The organism is Streptosporangium longisporum (assembly GCF_039534895.1).
Taxonomy (GTDB): Bacteria; Actinomycetota; Actinomycetes; order Streptosporangiales; family Streptosporangiaceae; genus Streptosporangium; species Streptosporangium longisporum.
Genome location: NZ_BAAAWD010000029.1, coordinates 1 through 18,163, shown reverse-complemented (window position 1 = coordinate 18,163; position 18,163 = coordinate 1). Strand labels below are relative to the sequence as shown.

The following is an 18,163-nucleotide window of genomic DNA, read 5'->3' as shown; positions in this document are numbered from 1 at the left end:
CCTGCGGGGACCTTCCCCCCGTCCCGGCCGGGACATTTGTCCCCTGGCATTGCGTATCGACGGCTCTGCCCGCCCGTCCCCGTCCTTGACAGCGTGGAGGACATGCGAACAAAGATCATGAGCGTTCTGGCGACGACCGCCCTCGCGGCGGCGTGCGCGGCGGCTCCGGACGGAGAGCCGCGCCGGACCGGCGCGGACGATCCGCGCGTCGTGCGCGTCGAGACCGGAGCCCTGCGCGGCACGGTCACCGGCGAGCACAGGATCTTCAACGGCGTCCCGTACGCGGCCCCGCCCGTCGGCGAGCTGCGCTGGAGCTCCCCGCGCCCGGCCGCCAGCTGGACCGGGACCCGGGACGCCACCCGGCCCGGCGCCATGTGCCCCCAGGTCGGCGCGGACTACGCCAAGGTGACCAGCGAGGAGGAGGACTGCCTGTTCCTCAACGTGACCGTGCCGCGCACCCCGAGGACCGGCAGGCCGGTCATGGTGTGGATCCACGGGGACGGCGCCCTCGGCTCCGGGGACTTCACCGACGTGCGCCGCCTGGCCACCCGGGGGGACGTGGTGGCCGTCACGATCAACTACCGGCTCGGGGTGTTCGGCGGGTTCGGATATCCGGGGCTGGCCGGGTCGGGGACGTACGGGCTCCAGGACCAGCAGGCCGCCCTGGGCTGGGTGCGCCGCAACGCCGCCGCGTTCGGCGGCGACCCGCGGAACGTGACCGTGCTCGGCGTCTCGTGGGGCGCGATGAGCATCGGCGGTCACCTGACCTCGCCGAGGGCGAAGGGCCTGTTCGACCGGGCCGTCATGCAGAGCGGCGAGACGATGATGGACATGCTCCCCGGAAGCATGGGCGAGGGCATGCCCGGCCGCCCGGATTACGCCTGGCTCCCCGCCGCCCAGGTCGAGGAGACGGGCCGGTACGCGGCCGGCAAGCTCGGCTGCTCCGACCTGCGCTGCCTGCGTGCCCTGCCGGTGAGGACCATCCTCAAGGTTCCGCAGATCATGAACATGTTCCAGTCCTACGCGTACGGCAACGAGACGCTGCCGCGGTCGCCCGCGGCCGAGCTGCGGGCCGGTCGCGGGCACCCGGTGCCGGTGATCTCCGGCGCCACCCGCGACGAGCACCGGCTCTTCGTCGCCATGACGCACGACCTGGCCGGCCGGCCCGTCACCGCCGCCTCGTACCGCGGCCTGCTGCGCGTCGCGTTCGGCGCGGACGCGGCCAGGGTGGCCAACCGGTACCCGCCCCGGAGGTACGGCTCGCCCTCGCTGGCCTGGGCCGCGGTGATCACCGACAGGATGTGGGCCCGCGCGACCTTCGAGCAGAACAGGCTGCTGGCCGCCAGGGCCCCGGTCTACGCCTACCAGTTCGCCGACCGCCGGGCCCCGATGTTCCTTCCGATGAAGACGGACTTCCCGTTCGGCGCCTTCCACGCGGGCGACCTGCCGTACCTGTTCCCGGAGCGGAACGTCACGCTGAGCCCGGCCCAGCGGGAGCTGTCGGACCGGATGACCGGCTACTGGACCCGGTTCGCCCGCACCGGCGACCCCAACGGCGCCGGGCTGCCCCGCTGGGAGCGCTTCGACGCCGCCGCGCGCGTGCCGTACACCCAGGCCCTGAGGCCGGGCACGGTCGGGCCCGTCGACTACGCCGCCGACCACGACCTCGGTTTCTGGCCGTCGCCGTCCTGACCCCGTCTCTGGGAAACTCACCTCGTCCCCCGGTGCGGCGTACCCTGCCGCGCCGGGGACCGGTGTGCCCGGGGAACCCGTGCAAGCCGTGACTAGAATAGTTGTACTAACATGTGAAATTACTTGCCCGGGGAGAACCATGAGCCGTCCACAGCGGGGGACCCTCCGCGACGTGCGGAAGGGCAATCGGTCCGTCGTCCTGTGGACGCTCTACTTCGCCGGCGAGCTGAGCAGGCACGACCTGGCCCAGACGACCGGCCTCAGCGCCGCGACGGTGAGCAACGTGATCGCCGACCTCATCGCGGACGGCATCGTGGTCGAGACCGGCTCCGTCGACTCGGACGGGGGACGCCCCCGGATCATGCTCAAGGTCGACCCCTCGTACGGGTACGTGGTCGGCGTGGGCGTGGGGGAGACGCGCGTCCGCGTCGAGCTGTACGACCTGGCCATGGCCGAGAGGGCGAGGAAGGAGTTCGCCCTCGACCCCAGCCACCACGAGCCCGCCGTGGTCGCCCGGTACATCCTCGACGGGCTGGAGGCGGTCCTGGCCGAGGCCGGCGCGACCGAGTCCGAGGTCATCGGCATGGGCCTCGGCGTCCCGGGCGTCGCCGAGCAGGGGGCCGACCTGCTCATCCACGCCCGCGCCTTCGGCTGGGACGGCGTGCCACTGGGCGCGCTGCTGCGCGAGGGCACCTCGATCCCGGTCTTCGCCGACAACGGCGTCAAGACGACCGGGCAGGCCGAGCTCTGGTTCGGTGCGGGCCAGGGGGCCCAGCACCTGGTCATGACCTTCATCGGCACCGGGGCCGGGGCGAGCATCATCAACGGCGGCGTCACCTACCGGGGCACGGCGAGCGGCGCGGGCGAGTGGGGGCACACGAAGATCGTCCTGGACGGGCGGCCGTGCCGCTGCGGCAGCCGGGGCTGCCTGGAGGCGTACGTCGGGGCCGAGGCGATCCTCGCCGGGGCCGGGAGGGAGCTGGGCGGCGACGACGAGGAGAGCGTGTTCGCCGCGCTGCTGGCCGACCCGCTGGCGCGGCCCGCGCTGGAGGAGGCCGTCCGCTGCCTGGGCGCCGGGCTGGCCGACCTGATCAACCTGTTCAACCCCGAGCGCGTCATCCTCGGCGGCTGGGCCGGGTCCCTGCTGGGACGGGAGTTCCTGCCCGAGATCCGGGCCGCCGCCGGCCGGTACGCCCTGCCCCTGCCGTTCTCGCAGGCCTCGATCGAGCTGGGCAGGCTGGGCGCCGAGGCGGTCGCGCTGGGCGCGGCCACCCTGGTCGTCGAGGACTTCCTGCTGCGCAGCCACGCGGTACGCCCGGCCGGCCGGGAACCCGCGGGCACGACCGCGACCGGCGCGACCCCCGCGGCCATCGGTGCCGCGGCCGCCCTGACGAGCGCCCCGGCGGGCCGTCGATGAGCGGGCCGTCGACGAGAGGGCCTGCGACGGACGGGCCTGCGACGAACGGGCCTGCGACGAACGGGCCTGCGACGGACGGGACATCGACGGACGGGGCACCGATGAGCGAGGCACCGGCGAGCGGGACATCGGCGAGCGGGACACCGGCGAGCGGGCCTGCGATCGGCGGGCCGCCGGCGGGCGCCGGGCCGGGGACGAGAACGGCGCTGGTGGTCCGCGGCGGCTGGGAGGGGCACGCCCCGGTCGAGGCGACCGAGCTGTTCATCCCGGAGCTGACCGCGGCCGGTTTCGCGGTGACCGTCACCGGCGACCTGGAGGTCTACGCCGACCGGTCGCTGCTGGCCGGTACCGACCTGATCGTGCAGTGCTGGACGGACGGCGTGCTGACCCCCGAGCAGGAGGCCGGCCTGGTCGCCGCGGTCGAGGACGGCACCGGCTTCGCCGGCTGGCACGGCGGCGTGGTGGCGGCCTTCGGCGGGCGCGACTACCTGCGGATGGTCGGCGGCCTCTTCCTGCACCACCCGGACGACTTCCTCACCTACGACGTGAGCATCGACCCCGCGCACGCGGATCACCCGATCGTCGCCGGGCTGGGGGACTTCACCGTCGAGACCGAGCAGTACTGGATGCTCGCCGACGCCCGCAACGAGGTGCTCGCCACCACCGTGTTCGTCTCCCCGCCGACCCCCATGCCGGTCGTCTGGACCCGTCGCTGGGGGAAGGGGAAGGTCTTCTTCTCCGCCGTCGGCCACCGGCTCGACGACCTGCGTCACCCCACCGTGTACGAGCTCACCCGGCGCGGCCTGGTCTGGGCCGCCCGCTGAACACCGGAACCGCCCCGCACCGGTGACGGTGCGGGGCGGTGTGAGTCGGTGCGGGCCGGACGGCCGGTCAGAGAGTCAGATCCCGTTCCTGCCGATGACCCCGCTGTACCACAGGGCGCTGTCCTTGAGGGTGCGCCGCTGGGTCGCGTAGTCGACGTGGATCAGCCCGAACCGCTTGTCGTAGCCGTACGCCCACTCGAAGTTGTCCAGGAGCGACCAGGCCAGGTAGCCGCGCAGGTCGGCCCCCTCGCCGATCGCCTGGTGCGCGGCGAGCAGGTGGGAGCGCAGGTAGTCGATGCGCTCGGCGTCGGCGACCCGTCCGTCCACGGCGGAGTCGTGGTAGGCGGCCCCGTTCTCGGTGATCATCAGCGGGGTGGACGGGTAGTCCCGCGCCAGCCGCACCAGGAGCCGACGCAGGCCGTCGGCCTCGACGGGCCAGCCCATGGCGGTCACCGGCAGGCCGGGCTCGGGGTACTCGACGCCCTCGGTGCCCGGGAAGCGGTCGGAGGAGGGCGTGCCCACCCTGGCCGCGACGAAGGTCGGCGCGTAGTAGTTGACCCCCAGCAGGTCGATCGGGGCGCCGATGATCTCCTCGTCGCCGTCGGCGATGTGCTCCAGGCTCGTGAAGCGGGCCATGTGCTCCAGCATGTCGGCGGGGTAGCGGCCCTTGAGGAGCGGGTCGAGGAAGATCCGGTTGTGCAGGCCGTCGACGAGCCCGGCCGCCGCGACGTCGTGCCGGTCCAGCGGGTCGCGCGGGGAGACCGGGGTGAGGTTGACCGTGACCGAGACCTCCCTGGCCCCGGCCGACCGCAGCGCGCGGGCCGCGAGGCCGTGGCCCAGCAGCAGGTGGTGGGCGGCGCGGAAGGCCGCTCCCGGCTCGGTGCGGCCCGGTGCCTGGTCGCCGGTGGCGTACCCGAGGAAGGCAGAGCACCACGGCTCGTTCAGGGTCGTCCACGTCCGGATCCGGTCCCCGAGGCGGTCGTGGACGGCCACCGCGTACTCGGCGAAGTACTCGGCGGTCTCCCGGACGGTCCAGCCGCCCCGGTCCTCCAGCGACTGCGGCAGGTCCCAGTGGTACAGCGTGGCCATGGGCTCGATGCCCGAGGCCAGCAGGGCGTCCACCAGCCGGTCGTAGAAGTCCAGGCCCCGCGGGTTCACCGGGCCCGTGCCGTCGGGCCTGATCCGCGGCCACGCGACCGAGAAGCGGTAGGTGTCGACGCCGAGCTCCCGCATCAGCGCGACGTCCTCGGGATAGCGGTGGTAGTGGTCGCAGGCGACGTCACCGGTCTGTCCCAGGTGCACCCGGCCGGAGGTCCGGGCGAAGGTGTCCCAGATCGAGGGGGCCCGGCCGTCCTCGCGGGTGGCGCCCTCGATCTGGTAGGACGCGGTGGCGACCCCCCAGCGGAAACCCGTGGGGAACAGGGCCAGGCCGGTGCCGGTCCGGTCGTCGGTCTGGGTCATCCCTTGAACGCTCCTTGCGTGGTCACACGGATTGATCGCCTGCCGGGCACGCCGGGACGACGATCGGTGGCGGGTTCGCCGGGGTGGCGCCGAGACGGTGCTCGTGGCACGTCGCGCCACCCGCCCGCCGCCGGTCGGCGTGCTGGGAGGAGAGGGTGGCCACTCGCTTCGACGCTTAATTCATATTGAAATTTAAGAGGCAAAACTAGGTCCGCGTCAAGGTGACGTTACCGAGTCGTTCCCGGCCCCCCGCGTCCCGGCCGGTGCCGCGGGGGCACGGCGCGCGGTGGCCGGGCAGGGCGTCCCCGCGCTCCGCCCCCTGGTCGCCGGAGGTGGAACGGGGCAGGGACGCGGGAGGGACGCGGCCCGGGCTCGGGTAGCTTTCCGTGGGTGACCGTCCTTCTGCCCGGTGTGGCACTCACCGACCACGCGTTCACCGTCCCCCTCGACCACGCCGACCCCGGCGCCGGGACGATCGAGGTCTTCGCCCGGGAGGCGGTGGACCCGGCCAGGCGGGGGGGAGGACCTGCCCTGGCTGCTGTACCTGCAGGGCGGTCCCGGCGGGAAGTCGCCGCGCCCGGCCGCGGCCGACGGCTGGCTGGGGCACGCGCTGCGGACCCACCGCGTCCTGCTGCTCGACCAGCGGGGGACCGGGCGCAGCACCCCGATCACCGCCAGGACGATCGACGGCACCGACGCGGAGCTCGCCGCCCGCCTGACGCGCTTCCGGGCCGACGCGATCGTGGCCGACGCCGAGCTGATCCGGCGGGAGCTGTGCGGGGACCGGCCGTGGGACACCCTGGGCCAGAGCTACGGCGGCTTCATCACGCTCACCTACCTGTCGCAGGCGCCCGAGGGCCTGGCCACCTGCTACGTCACCGGCGGCCTGGCCGGGCTGGACGCCACCGCCGAGGACGTCTACACGCGCACCTACCCCCGGGTCCGCGACCGGGTCCGCCGCCACTTCGCCCGCTACCCGCACGACTCGGCCCGGCTGGACGAGATCGCCGCCCACCTGCGCCGCCACGAGGTCCGCCTGCCCGACGGGGACGTGCTGAGCGTGCGACGGCTGCAGACCCTCGGCATGTGCCTGGGCATGAGCGACGGGCCGGAGTACCTGCACTGGGTGCTGGAGGAGGCCTGGTCCGGCGACCGGCTCTCCGACCTGTTCCTGTACGAGGTCATGATGGCCACCGGCTTCGTCGGCAACCCGCTCTACGCGGTCCTGCACGAGTCGATCTACGCCCAGGGGGCCGCCACCGCCTGGGCCGCGCACCGGCTGCTGCCGGAGGACTTCCACCCCGACGCCGGGCCGACGCTCCCCACCGGGGAGATGATCTACCCCTGGATGTTCGACGAGATCGCCGCGCTCCGCCCCTTCAAGGGGGCCGCCGAGATCCTGGCGGAGACCTCCGGCTGGCCCGCCCTGTACGACCCGGCCCGGCTGGCCGCCAACACCGTCCCGGTGGTCGCCGCCGTCTACTACGACGACATGTACGTCGACGAGGGCCTGTCCGTCCGCACCGCCCGCGCGGTCGGCAACGTGCGGACCTGGGTCACCAACGAGCTGGAGCACGACGGCGTCCGGGTCTCCGGCGCCCGCGTCCTGTCCCGCCTGATGGACATCGCCCGGGGCGCCCACGGCTCCTGACCGCCCGGACGCGTGCTACGAGGACACGCCCCGGTCCCGTGCGGTCCCGGAACCGGGACCGGCGGGATCAGGCGGGATCAGGAGGTGACGGTCTCGGTGACCGGCAGGCGTACCTGGAAGCGGGTGTCGCCCGGCTCCGACTCCACCCGCAGGTCGCCGCCGTGCCGGCCGGCGACGATGCGGAAGGAGATGTCCAGGCCGAGCCCGGTGCCCTCGCCGACCGCCTTGGTGGTGAAGAACGGCTCGAAGATCCGGTCCCGCAGGCCCTCGGGGACGCCCGGGCCGGTGTCGCAGATCTCGATCAGCGCGATCGTCTCGTGCTCCAGCCGGGTGCGGACGGTCAGCACGCCGCTTCCGGCCATCGCGTCGATCGCGTTGTGGATCAGGTTGGCCCACACCTGGTTGAGCTCCCCGGCGTAGGCCGGGACGGGCGGCAGGTCGGGGTCGTAGTCGGTGGCGACGCTGATCCCCGGCGGGATCTTCCCGCGGAACATGGTCAGGGTGCTGTCCAGCAGCTCCCGCAGATCGACCGTCTGGTACGGCGCCCGGTCCATCTGGGAGTACTGCTTGGCCGAGGCGAGCAGCGAGGAGATCCGCTCGGTCGCGTCGGTCACCTCGTCCAGCATCTGGGCGATCTCGATGGCCTCCGAGAGCCAGTGCATCGCCGCGTCCACGTGCCGCTCGCCGATCATCTCGCGGACCTTGTCCAGCTTGCCGACCTCGAACCCGGCCGCGATCAGCGCGGGCGCGATCTCCCAGGCGTCGGAGACCCCGGCCTCCTCCAGGGCGTCGGACAGCTCGTCCTCGGCGTCGGAGACCTCCAGCGGCGAGCGGGTCGGCGCCTGGGCGATCCCGGCGGCGCACGCCTCCTGCAGGTCCACCAAGGCGCGCAGCCGCTGGGGCTCGATGCCCTCCCCGGCCAGCGCGGCCAGCCGCCGCCGCGACGAGCGCACCTTCGTGCGCAGGTCGTCCACGGCCCGTACGGCCGCCGCGGCCGGGTTGTTGAGCTCGTGGGTGAGCCCGGCGGTGATGGTGCCCAGGGCGGTCAGCCGCTGCCGCCGGTCGACGAACTCCCGATGGGCCAGGCCGCCCAGGCGGGCCCCGTCCAGCAGGTGGACCGCCATCGGGAACCACTCGCCCATGATCAGGCCGAACTCCCTGGCCGGGAGCGCGAGCATCCGCGTGGGCTTGGTGGCGCGCAGCGAGTGGCCGTAGGCCGCCGGGGCGCGGTCGACCAGGTAGGCGGAGACGGCCCCGGCGTAGACGCCCGGCTGCGAGGTCGGGCTCATGCTGCCCGGCCCGACCTGGGTCTCGGTGGACATCACCACCTCGCCCTCGACGAGCACGACGAAGCAGTCGGCGGGCTCCCCCTGCTTGATGATCGTCTCGCCCGCGTCGTACTCCTGCTCGGTCCCGTGCTCGGCCAGCCACCGGAGCTGGTCGTCGGACAGTCCCTCGAACAGGAACAGCCCGCGGAGCACGTCGATGTCGATCATCCCGCCTCCTTCGTGGGTGCCGCGGGGGACCTCGTCCGGGGCGGTCACGTCTTCTCCAGGTAGCGGTGGACCAGGGCGACGGCCATCGCTCCCTCGCCGACCGCCGAGGCGACCCGCTTGATCGACTCGGCCCGGACGTCACCGGCGGCGAACACCCCCGGGACGTTCGTCTCCAGGTGGTAGGGCTCGCGCCGGAGCGGCCAGTTGCGCGGCCGGTTCTCGTCGGCGGTCAGGTCGGGGCCGGTGAGGATGAAGCCCCTGTCGTCGCGCTCGATGATCTCGCCCAGCCAGTCGGTGAACGGCTCGGCGCCGATGAAGACGAACAGCCACTCGGCGTCGGCCGTGCGCTCGCCGTCCGCGTCCTTGAGCGTGATCCGCTCCAGGTGGCCGTCGCCCTCGGCCCCCACCACCTCGGTGCCGAGGTGCACCTCGATGTTCGGGATCTGGGAGATCTGCTCGATCAGGTAGTGCGACATGGTCCGCTCCAGGCCGTCGCCCCTGACGATCAGGTGGACCCTGCTGGCGTACCCCGACAGGTAGACCGCGCCCTGGCCGGCCGAGTTGGCGGCGCCGACGATGTAGACCTCGCGGTCCCGGCACTCGGGCGCCTCGGTCAGGGCCGCGCCGTAGTAGCAGCCGGAGCCGATGAAGTCGTCCAGGCCCGGCGCGCCGAGGCGCCGGTAGGAGACGCCGGTGGCGAGGATGACGGTGTGCGCGGCGATCCTGCCGCCGTCGTCGAAGCCGACCACCCGGGCCTGGCCCTTGACCTCCAGGCTGGTGACCGTACGGGCGCTGAGCAGCTCGGCGCCGAACTTCAGCGCCTGGCGCCTGGCCCGGTCGGCGAGCTGGGCGCCGGAGACGCCGTCGGGGAAGCCCAGGTAGTTCTCGATCCGGGAGCTCTGCCCGGCCTGCCCGCCGGAGGCGTGCTGCTCGACCATCACCGTGCGCAGCCCCTCGGAGGCGCCGTAGACGGCCGCGCCCAGCCCTCCGGGGCCGCCGCCGATCACGATCAGGTCGTAGAAGTCGGTGGCCGGTGCGGTGGCCAGCCCCACGGCCTGGGCCAGCTCCGCGGGGGCCGGCGCGACGAGCGTGGTGCCGTCGGCGGTGACGACCAGCGGAAGCCTGGCCGGGACCGTTCCGCCCCCGCCCCCGATCCCGGTCGCCGTCCCGTTCGGCTTCCCGCCCGCCGCCGTGTTCGCCGCCGGGTCCGCCGTCGTGGCCGCCTGCCCGGCCGCCGCGAGCAGCTCGGCGCCCTCGGCGGAGTCGGCCAGCATCCAGCGGTAGGGCACCTGGTTGCGCGCCAGGAAGTCCCTGACCTCGTACGAGGGGGCCGACCAGCGCGCGCCCACCACCCGCAGCTCGTCGGACTGGCGCCGGTCCGTGCGCTGCCAGGCCTCCAGCTGGGCGTCCAGCACCGGGTAGAACTTCTCCTCGGGCGGGTCCCACGGCTTGAGCAGGTAGTGGTCCAGGTCGACCACGTTGATCGCCTGGATCGCGGCCTCGGTGTCGGCGTAGGCGGTCAGCAGCACGCGGCGGGCGTAGGGGTACAGGTCCATGGCCTGCTCCAGGAACTCCACGCCGTTCATCTGGGGCATCCGGTAGTCGGCGAGGATCGCCGCGACGTCGTCGCCGCGCAGCCGCAGCTCGCGGACGCTCGCGATGCCGTCGGCCGCGGTGTCGGCCCGGACCACGCGGTACGAGTGACCGTAGCGCCGGCGCAGGTCACGGGCCACCGAACGGGACACCCCGGGATCGTCGTCGACCGTCACGATGACCGGTTTCTCCATGTCCTGCCTTTCCCCGAGACGGAAGGATCGCTGTGGGACAACCTCTACGCAGGATGTCACACGCGGGTTAAAGCACGGTTTTATCCGGCATCCGATGGATCGTCGGCTCCGGGGACCCGCCGGGCCGGGGCGTCGCCCTCCCGGGAGGGCGTGCCGGGCTCGGCGGCCCGGCCCGCGGCCTCCTGGGGGCGCGCGCCGGGACGGCCGGGCATGCCCGCGGCGCGGAGCAGGGCGGCGGGACGGTCGTGGCCGGCGAGCAGGCTCCGGAGCTCGGCGTCACCGGCCCACAGCTCGCCCATGGTCTCGTGCCCGACCCGCTCGGCGATGATCTGCAGGGCGATGTCCTGCCTGACGTACTCCACCGCCATCGTGACCACGGCCGGGTCCTCGGTGTAGACGCCCCACGCGGCGCCTTCGGTGAACCCGCCGACCACGGTCTCCCGCCGGTCGCCGGTGACGACCAGCAGCCGCCGGTCCAGGTCCGGCCGCCCATGGGTCCGGCCGCCCCGCCCCTCGGGGGAGGCGGCACGGGTGGGGAAGCGGTGCTCGTACAGCCGCCCGACCGGCTTGCGGGCCGGTCCGAAGTGCATCACCGAGGTGGTGACCCCGCGCTGGACCGCGCGCTCGACCAGCGGGGAGAGCAGTGTCATCTCCTCGGGCCAGATCGACACGAACAGGTCGGTACGCGCCCCGGCCACCACGTCCTCGGCCCGCGCCAGGACCGCTCCCGCGTCCTTGAGGCTGTGGATCAGGTGCGCCCGGGGAGGCGCCACGATCGCCGGGAGCGAGACCTCCAGGGCCTCCATCGAGTCGTCGAACTCCCGGCGCATCCGCTGCAGCAGCGATCGCGGCGGCAGCGGCAGGTAGTCGGTGGCGTCGTCCGAGCCGCGCAGCTCGTAGGCCGCACCCTTGGCCACCAGCTTGCCCAGCGTCTCGTAGACGGTGCTGCGCGGCACGCCGGAGCGCTTGGCCACCTCGTAACCGTTGAGAGGCTGCCCGGCACCGACCAGGGTGACGTATGCCTTGGCCTCATAGCCCGACATGCCCAAACGCTGTAATTGCTCCACTACGTCCCGCATCGCAGTTATGGTACGGCGCGAGCTACCTGTTTAGCGCTGTCCTAAAGCACCTGTTTCGAGGGATTTTCATCACTCGTACCTGCTTTAGGCTCTGGAGCTGGGGCGGAGCCCGACATGATCTAGAAAGTCCAGATTTTTACGTTTATTTAGGACGAGCCACATCTCAGCCGGACGGACCCCGCGAGGCCCCCGCGAGGCCCCCGCGAGGCCTCCGTAGGGTCTCCGTGAGGCCTACGCCGGCCTGAGGGCGCCCAGGGCGAACTCCACGAGGGTGTCGGCGTAGGCGTGGGTGAGCGGGGCGGTCCGCAGCATCCAGCGGTGGTAGACCGGCCCGTACAGCAGCTCGACGGCCACGTCCAGATCCGCGTCCGCGGCCACCTGGCCCGCCCGCTGGGCGCTGCGCAGCCGCTCCTTGGTCGCCTCCAGGTGCGGTCCCATGACCCGCTCGGTGATCTCGGTGTTCATCGACGGGTCCTGCAGCAGCTCCAGGTTCAGGGCGCGGCTCATCGCCTCCAGCCTGGGGTCGTTGTACTCGTCCACGATGGCCCGCAGCACCTGCCGCAGGTCGGCCCCGAGATCGCCGGTGTCCGGCAGCGACAGGTCCTGACCCTCGCCCCCGCCCATGGAGAGCACGGCCTCGACGAAGACGGCGCCCTTGGACGGCCACCAGCGGTAGATGGTCTGCTTGCCCACTCCCGCGCGGGCGGCGATCGCCTCTATCGTCAGCTTGGCGTACCCGGTCTCGGCGACCAGGTCGAAGGCGGCGGTCAGGATGGCCCGGCGGGACTGCTCGCTGCGACGGGCCGGGTTCGGTGTCTTCACGGCTCGAATGTACCAAGTGATGAGCCGATACGTCTCGTCTTGTCAAAGGGGCCGCCGGGAACGCCGAAGGCCGCGGAACGCCCCCGGCGGGACGGTTCCGCGGCCCTCGGGCCGACCGGTCGGATCAGACCTGGTCGGCCTTCTCCAGAGCGGAGCAGCAGGTGTTCACGATCAGGCGGGTCACCAGGTACGGGTCGACGTTGGCGTTCGGACGCCGGTCCTCGATGTAGCCCTTCTTCTCCACCTCGACCTGCCACGGGATGCGGACCGAGGCGCCGCGGTCGGAGACGCCGTAGCTGAACTCGTTCCACGGGGCGGTCTCGTGCAGGCCGGTGAGGCGGTCCTCGATGCCGACGCCGTAGTGCTTGACGTGCTCCAGGGCGTTGCCGCTCAGGGCCTCGCAGGCGGTGATGATCGGGTCGTAGCCCTCGCGCATCGCCTTGGTGGAGAAGTTGGTGTGCGCGCCCGCGCCGTTCCAGTCGCCCTTCACCGGCTTGGCGTCCAGGGTGGCGGCGATGTTGAAGTCCTCGGCGGTGCGGTAGAGCAGCCAGCGGGCGATCCACATGTGGTCGGAGACCTCCACGGGACCGGCCGGGCCGATCTGGAACTCCCACTGGCCGGGCATGACCTCGGCGTTGATGCCGGAGATGGCCAGGCCGGCCTGGATGCAGTAGTCGAGGTGCTTCTCGACGATCTCGCGGCCGAAGACCTCGTCCGCGCCGACGCCGCAGTAGTAGCCACCCTGCGGGGCGGGGAAGCCGCCGAGCGGGAAGCCGAGCGGGCGGCCCTCCTTGAAGAAGGTGTACTCCTGCTCGATGCCGAACCACGACTCCTGGTCGGCGTACTTCTCCGCGACCTCGACGAGGGCCGCACGGGTGTTGCTCTCGTGCGGGGTCATGTCGATGTCGAGGACCTCGCACAGCACCAGCACGTCCGCACCGCCGCGGATCGGGTCCGGGCAGGTGAACACGGGCTTGAGCACGCGGTCGGAGGAGGAACCGTCGGCCTGGTTCGTGCTGGACCCGTCGAAGCCCCAGATCGGGAGCTCGGCGCCGTCCGCCAGGACCTTGGTCTTGGAACGGAGCTTGGCGGTCGGCTTGGTGCCGTCGATCCAGATGTATTCAGCCTTGAAGGTCATCGGCGAGGTCCTTGGGATGGAGGGATCTGCTGCCCCCAAAGATTCGCAAGTCGCGATTTCGCATCTGTTGCCCATGTGTGAACAGAATGTTACTCGCCGCCGTTTGGGCAGGCAGAGGCGGTGAGAAAAGTTCGCACTCACCGTTTCCACGGCTGTGAGCTGCCCTTTTCCCGGTCCGCGAGGGTGAGGGAGACGTTCGTCACCCGGGCGGTCCGGTGCCGTCCGAGGTGTCGTCCGAGGTGTCGGTCCGGGTGTCGGCGAAGATCCGGGCGGAGACCGACTCGTGGGCCAGGCGCCGCATGATGTCCAGCACCCTGCCGTGCAGGACGGTGCCGAGGACCAGGGCCTCGACCGCCGCCTCCCTGGGGCCGTCGACGGGGATCACGCGCATCTCGTGCTCGGTCACCAGGTTCAGGGCGGTGCTCGCGTAGGGGAGCAGGGCCTCGCCGTCGGCGGGCATGCCCAGCCGGACGAGGGTGAGGATGACCTGGGCCAGCTCCTGGCGGGTGGGGGCGGCCGGGTCGATCCGCCAGCCCAGCTCCTCGATCAGGGCGTCGGCCCTGGCGCAGGCCTCGGCCCAGTCCTGGCCGGAGGCGTCCGGCTCGACGGGGGGAGCGATGGCGTACTGCGCGGTGCCGAGCACGTGGTGCAGGCTCAGGGTCTTGTCGTCGACGGCCTCGATGACCCTGCGGATGGACGCGATCGGCAGCCGCCCGACCTCCAGCAGCGCCCGGATCAGCCGGAGCCGCCGCAGGTGGTCCTCGCCGTACCGCGCCCTGGTGGCCGAGGTCTGCTCACCCGCGGGGAGCAGACCCTCGCGCAGGTAGTACTTGATCGTTGGGATGGCCACGCCCGATGCGGCGCTGAGTTCTGATATCCGCATTGTTGGATAGTACAGGTAGCCAATGGAGTGACGTCCCCCGGCTTACCGAGCAGTCGCTTGCCTGAGGAAGGGGTGCTCAGCCGGGCTCGCCCCAGCCGTCGTCACGGGCCTTGGACAGCTCGGCCTCCATCTCCTCCAGGTCCCGCATGAAGCCCGCGAACCCCCTCGGGCCCAGGCGGCGCCAGACGAGCAGCTGCAGGGAGAGCGTCTCCTCGTCCAGCTCGGTCCTGGCGGGCTCCACGGGAGCAGAGGGCTCCTCGGCCGGGGAGAGCCGTGCGATCGGCGAGACCTCCCGGCGCGGCTCGGACTCCCGCGACCTGGACTCCCTCGACCGGGAATCCCGTGACCTGGGCTCCGGGGGCGCGGACTCCCTACGGCGCGGTGACGGCACCTGCCGCATCCGCCGGTCGGCGGCCTGCAGCTCCTCGACGGTCAGGCGGACACCGTGCTCACGCTCCAGCAGCCGCAGGTGCGGTTCGTCGCGCAGCCTCTGCTCCCCGGCGCGCCGGGCGCGGCGGGCGGCCAGCTCGTCGTGGACGTGCGTGCCGGGAACCTGGTGCGGCGCGTCGGCCGGACGTCGAGTCATCGTGGGTTCGCCTCCGTCAGGCGGCTCCTTGTCTGGAACCTCTGTTAAAAACGACGCCCAGGACCCCGCAAAGGTTGTCGATCCTCTCTCCGGAAGCCCGGATCGTCCGCCGGAGGCCGCGATAGGGAAGGGAGCCGGGCCCTTTTCGTGTCCCGGACGGCCTTGACGCGGTCTCGATGTGAGAATAATTTTCATCCAATTGACCAGTGGTGAAAGGAATGCCTGTGGCCGCAGGTGCGCTCGGACGCATCCGGACCGAGACCCCGGCGCTGCCCGAGGCGTTGCGCCGGGTGGGGGAGGCGATCCTGGCCGATCCGGCCGCGGCGGCCCGCTCCACGATCATCACGCTGGCCGAGCGGAGCGGCAGCTCGCCCGCCACCGTCACCCGCTTCTGCCGGGTGTTCGGCTTCGCCGGGTACGCGGGGCTGCGGGTCGCGCTGGCCACCGAGGACGGCCGGGCCGCGCAGGCCAACTGGGACATGGGGGTGGGCCACGAGATCGGCCCCACCGACCCGCTCGACGCGGCGATCGGGGTGATGGCCGCCGCCGACTCCCGGCTCATCCAGGAGACCGCGGCGCAGCTCGACGCGGGCACCGTCACCACGGTCGCCGAGGCCGTCGTCGCGGCCCGCCGCGTCCTCATCTTCGGCGTCTCCACCAGCGGCGCGGTGGCCGGGATGGCGGGCGGGCGGCTGCGCCGGATCCGGATCCCCTGCTGGAGCCACGCCGACGCGCACGAGGCGCTCGCCGACGCCGCGCTGCTGGGCGAGGGCGACGTCGCGATCGGCATCTCCCACCAGGGCCGTACGCGCGAGGTGCTGGAGTCCCTCGCCGAGGCGGGCGACAGGGGAGCGCTGACCGTGGCGGTCACCTCCTTCGCCCGCTCCCCGCTGGCGGAGCTGGCCGACCTGGTGCTGACCACGGCCAGCCGCGAGACCACCTTCCGGCTGGGCGGCCTGGCCGCCGTCCACTCCCAGCTGTTCGTCCTCGACGCGGTCTACGTCGCGGTCGCGCAGCGCACCTACGAGCAGACCAACGAGGCGTTCGAGCGGACGATCCGGGCTCTGGAGAGCCATCGCGTCGAGAGGAACTGAGCGTGGACGGCACAGCGGGCGACGGCACGGCGGACGGCACGGCTGACGGCGCCGTGGGCGACGGCACGGGACACGACGGCAGGGTGCGCGACGGCACGGGGGACGTCGGGGCCGCCGACTACGTCGACCGGGTGAAGGCCCTCGTCGACGAGGTCTCCCGGACCCAGACGGACGCGGTGGGACGGGCGGCCGAGCTCATGGTCGCCTGCCTGCTCGACGACGGCGTGATCCAGGCGTTCGGCTCGGGACACTCCGAGGCGATCGCCATGGAGATCGCCGGCCGCGCGGGCGGACTGGTGCCCAGCAACCGCCTGGCCCTGCGCGACGTCGTGCTGTACGGCGAGGCCCCGGTCGCCACCCTGCTCGGGCCGGCCGGTGAGCTGGAGCGCGACCCGTCGGTCGCCCGGAGGATCTACGACCTGGCGCCCGTCCACCCCCGGGACGTGTTCGTGCTGATCTCCAGCTCGGGGGTGAACGGCTCGGTGGTCGAGCTCGCCTCGATCGTCAAGGAGCGGGGGCACGGCCTGATCGCCCTGACCTCGGTGCGGCACAGCACCGCGATGACCTCCCGCCACCCCTCGGGCCGCAAACTGCTCGACCTCGCCGACGTCGTGCTCGACAACCGCGCCCCGTACGGCGACGCGGTCCTGCCGTTGCCGGGCGGCGGCACGTTCGGGGCGGTCTCCACGATCACCTCGGCACTGCTGGCCCAGATGGTCGTGGCCGAGGTGGTACGGGGCCTGACCCGGGCGGGCCGGACCCCGCCGATCTACCGCTCCGCCAACGTGACCGGAGGCGACGAGCACAACCGCCTCCTCGAGAACCGCTACGCCGGACGGATCCGGCGAGGTGCCTGACCATCGCCTTCCACTCCCAGGAGGTAACTGATGACCCAGTTGTCCAGGCGTGAGCTCCTGCGCGGCGCGGCCCTGGCCGGTCTCGCCCTGCCGGCCCTGTCCGCGTGCGCCACCCCGGCCGGGAACGGCGCCGCGTCCTCTACCCCCGCCGCCGGGGCCACCAGCGCGGCCAACCCCCTCGGCTTCGCCGGGAACAGGCCCCTGGAGATCTGGATCTTCGACGGCGGGTTCGGCGACGCCTACGCCCGCGACGTCCACGAGCGGATCCTCACGGCGAAACACCCCGACCTGGAGATCAAGCACAACGCGACCAAGGAGGTCGCCAAGACCCTCCAGCCGCGCTTCGCCGGGGGGAACCCGCCGGAGGTCGTCAACAACTCCGGCGCGGGCGCCATGGACTTCGGCGCCCTGGTCCAGGACGGCCAGCTCGCCGACCTCACGCCGCTGTACGACGCGCCGAGCTGGGACGACCCCGCGGTGAAGGTGCGCGACACCATCGACCCCGCCGCCATCGAGCTGGGCAGCTACGACGGCAGGCCGTACGTCCTCAACTACGCCAACACCGTCTGGGGCATCTGGTACTCGCGCACGCTCTTCGAGGCCGAGGGCTGGCAGGTCCCCAGGACCTGGGACGACTTCCTGGCCCTGTGCGAGACCATCAGGAAGGCGGGCAGGACGGCCCCCTTCACCTACGCGGGCAAGCACCCGTTCTACATCTACGAGGCCATCCTCACGCTCGCCGCGAAGATCGGCGGCAAGGACGTGCTCAAGAACATCGACAACCTCCAGGAGGGCGCCTGGAAGGCCGAGCCGGTCAGGCAGGCCGCCGGGGCGTTCGCCGAGCTCGGGTCGAAGTACCCTGCTCCAGGGCAACCGCCGGGCTCGACCACGTGCAGACCCAGACCGCCCAGAACAGGGGCCAGGTCGCGATGCTGCCCTGCGGCTCCTGGCTGGAGAACGAGCAGAAGGACTCCACCCCCGGCGGCTTCGACTACGCCATGTTCCCGCTGCCCGACTTCGGCTCCTCCGACGCCCTGCCGTACGGCACCCTGCACGCCCAGCCGGGCGAGGAGTACATCGTCCCGGCCAGGTCGGCCAACCCCCGCGCGGGCCTGGAGTACATGCGCGCCATGCTCTCCAAGGAGGGGGCGGGCGGGTTCATGGAGATGGTCTCACACGCTCACCGTCGTCAAGGGGGCCGACCAGGGCCGCACGCTCAAGCCGGGCCTGAAGAGCGCCTCGACCGCGCTGGCCGCCGCGGGCGACAACGCCGTCTGGTTCCTGTTCCGCAAGTGGTACGCCGAGCTGCACGACGAGGTGGCCGCGGCCTCCGGGCAGCTCATGTCCGGCAAGCTGTCCGTCACCGAGTGGGCGGA

The 18,163-nt window shown here is 72.4% G+C and carries 15 protein-coding genes; 7 read left to right on the top strand and 8 right to left on the bottom strand.

Annotated features, from left to right (window positions below; translation table 11 throughout):
- Positions 1-102 precede the first annotated feature (102 nt).
- The 3 genes from ABD832_RS38650 to ABD832_RS38640 all read left to right on the top strand — a co-directional run bounded on the left by ABD832_RS38650 (position 103) and on the right by ABD832_RS38640 (position 3,933).
- Positions 103-1,692, top strand: coding sequence for a carboxylesterase/lipase family protein (locus ABD832_RS38650; protein WP_344906647.1), 1,590 nt, complete (start codon positions 103-105; stop codon positions 1,690-1,692).
- Between the two features lie 172 nt (positions 1,693-1,864).
- Complete coding sequence (locus ABD832_RS38645) at positions 1,865-3,109, top strand: ROK family transcriptional regulator (protein WP_344906645.1); 1,245 nt, start codon at positions 1,865-1,867, stop codon at positions 3,107-3,109.
- 101 nt (positions 3,110-3,210) lie between these two features.
- Positions 3,211-3,933: a ThuA domain-containing protein gene (locus ABD832_RS38640; protein WP_344906642.1), complete on the top strand. Its 723-nt coding sequence runs from the start codon at positions 3,211-3,213 to the stop codon at positions 3,931-3,933.
- A gap of 75 nt (positions 3,934-4,008) precedes the next feature.
- On the opposite strand, the gene ABD832_RS38635 is transcribed toward ABD832_RS38640, so the two are convergent.
- The gene (locus ABD832_RS38635) at positions 4,009-5,394 is read right to left on the bottom strand and encodes a GH1 family beta-glucosidase (RefSeq protein ID WP_344906640.1); all 1,386 of its coding nucleotides are present in this window, start codon (positions 5,392-5,394) and stop codon (positions 4,009-4,011) included.
- Between the two features lie 409 nt (positions 5,395-5,803).
- Between ABD832_RS38635 and ABD832_RS38630 the strand changes: the two genes are divergently transcribed.
- A complete protein-coding gene (locus ABD832_RS38630; protein WP_344906637.1) occupies positions 5,804-7,045 on the top strand; it encodes an alpha/beta fold hydrolase in 1,242 nt (413 codons plus the stop codon).
- A gap of 77 nt (positions 7,046-7,122) precedes the next feature.
- On the opposite strand, the gene ABD832_RS38625 is transcribed toward ABD832_RS38630, so the two are convergent.
- From ABD832_RS38625 to ABD832_RS38595, 7 genes are all read right to left on the bottom strand, one after another.
- The gene (locus ABD832_RS38625; RefSeq protein WP_344906635.1) at positions 7,123-8,541 is read right to left on the bottom strand and encodes an ATP-binding protein; all 1,419 of its coding nucleotides are present in this window, start codon (positions 8,539-8,541) and stop codon (positions 7,123-7,125) included.
- A 44-nt stretch (positions 8,542-8,585) separates the two neighbouring features.
- Positions 8,586-10,328 (bottom strand): NAD(P)/FAD-dependent oxidoreductase, encoded by a 1,743-nt coding sequence (locus ABD832_RS38620; protein ID WP_344906632.1) that lies wholly within the window; start codon positions 10,326-10,328, stop codon positions 8,586-8,588.
- An 80-nt stretch (positions 10,329-10,408) separates the two neighbouring features.
- The gene (locus ABD832_RS38615) at positions 10,409-11,407 is read right to left on the bottom strand and encodes a TrmB family transcriptional regulator (RefSeq protein ID WP_344906629.1); all 999 of its coding nucleotides are present in this window, start codon (positions 11,405-11,407) and stop codon (positions 10,409-10,411) included.
- A gap of 231 nt (positions 11,408-11,638) precedes the next feature.
- Entirely contained in the window at positions 11,639-12,229 is a 591-nt protein-coding gene (locus ABD832_RS38610; protein ID WP_344906626.1) for a TetR/AcrR family transcriptional regulator, read from the bottom strand.
- A 124-nt stretch (positions 12,230-12,353) separates the two neighbouring features.
- The gene (gene glnII / locus ABD832_RS38605) at positions 12,354-13,367 is read right to left on the bottom strand and encodes a glutamine synthetase (RefSeq protein WP_344906623.1); all 1,014 of its coding nucleotides are present in this window, start codon (positions 13,365-13,367) and stop codon (positions 12,354-12,356) included.
- Positions 13,368-13,566: 199 nt separating this feature from the next.
- The gene (locus ABD832_RS38600) at positions 13,567-14,250 is read right to left on the bottom strand and encodes a MerR family transcriptional regulator (protein ID WP_344906620.1); all 684 of its coding nucleotides are present in this window, start codon (positions 14,248-14,250) and stop codon (positions 13,567-13,569) included.
- Positions 14,251-14,326: 76 nt separating this feature from the next.
- Positions 14,327-14,836: a hypothetical protein gene (locus ABD832_RS38595; protein WP_344906617.1), complete on the bottom strand. Its 510-nt coding sequence runs from the start codon at positions 14,834-14,836 to the stop codon at positions 14,327-14,329.
- A gap of 218 nt (positions 14,837-15,054) precedes the next feature.
- Between ABD832_RS38595 and ABD832_RS38590 the strand changes: the two genes are divergently transcribed.
- The 3 genes from ABD832_RS38590 to ABD832_RS38580 all read left to right on the top strand — a co-directional run.
- Positions 15,055-15,930, top strand: a complete 876-nt coding sequence (locus ABD832_RS38590) for a MurR/RpiR family transcriptional regulator (RefSeq protein ID WP_344906614.1) — start codon at positions 15,055-15,057, stop codon at positions 15,928-15,930.
- 2 nt (positions 15,931-15,932) lie between these two features.
- Positions 15,933-16,787 (top strand): sugar isomerase domain-containing protein, encoded by an 855-nt coding sequence (locus tag ABD832_RS38585; protein WP_344906611.1) that lies wholly within the window; start codon positions 15,933-15,935, stop codon positions 16,785-16,787.
- Between the two features lie 30 nt (positions 16,788-16,817).
- Positions 16,818-18,163: extracellular solute-binding protein (locus ABD832_RS38580; protein WP_344906608.1), on the top strand; the 1,346-nt coding region annotated here is incomplete at its 3' end.

What these genes read in the sequence shown, in the direction of transcription:
- ABD832_RS38650 (WP_344906647.1), top strand. Translation starts at nt 103, where the DNA reads ATGCGAACAAAGATCATGAGCGTTCTGGCGACGACCGCCCTCGCGGCG.
- ABD832_RS38640 (WP_344906642.1), top strand. Translation starts at nt 3,211, where the DNA reads ATGAGCGAGGCACCGGCGAGCGGGACATCGGCGAGCGGGACACCGGCG.
- ABD832_RS38635 (WP_344906640.1), bottom strand. Translation starts at nt 5,394, where the DNA reads ATGACCCAGACCGACGACCGGACCGGCACCGGCCTGGCCCTGTTCCCC.
- ABD832_RS38625 (WP_344906635.1), bottom strand. Translation starts at nt 8,541, where the DNA reads ATGATCGACATCGACGTGCTCCGCGGGCTGTTCCTGTTCGAGGGACTG.
- ABD832_RS38620 (WP_344906632.1), bottom strand. Translation starts at nt 10,328, where the DNA reads ATGGAGAAACCGGTCATCGTGACGGTCGACGACGATCCCGGGGTGTCC.
- ABD832_RS38615 (WP_344906629.1), bottom strand. Translation starts at nt 11,407, where the DNA reads ATGCGGGACGTAGTGGAGCAATTACAGCGTTTGGGCATGTCGGGCTAT.
- glnII (WP_344906623.1), bottom strand. Translation starts at nt 13,367, where the DNA reads ATGACCTTCAAGGCTGAATACATCTGGATCGACGGCACCAAGCCGACC.
- ABD832_RS38600 (WP_344906620.1), bottom strand. Translation starts at nt 14,250, where the DNA reads ATGCGGATATCAGAACTCAGCGCCGCATCGGGCGTGGCCATCCCAACG.
- ABD832_RS38595 (WP_344906617.1), bottom strand. Translation starts at nt 14,836, where the DNA reads ATGACTCGACGTCCGGCCGACGCGCCGCACCAGGTTCCCGGCACGCAC.
- ABD832_RS38590 (WP_344906614.1), top strand. Translation starts at nt 15,055, where the DNA reads ATGCCTGTGGCCGCAGGTGCGCTCGGACGCATCCGGACCGAGACCCCG.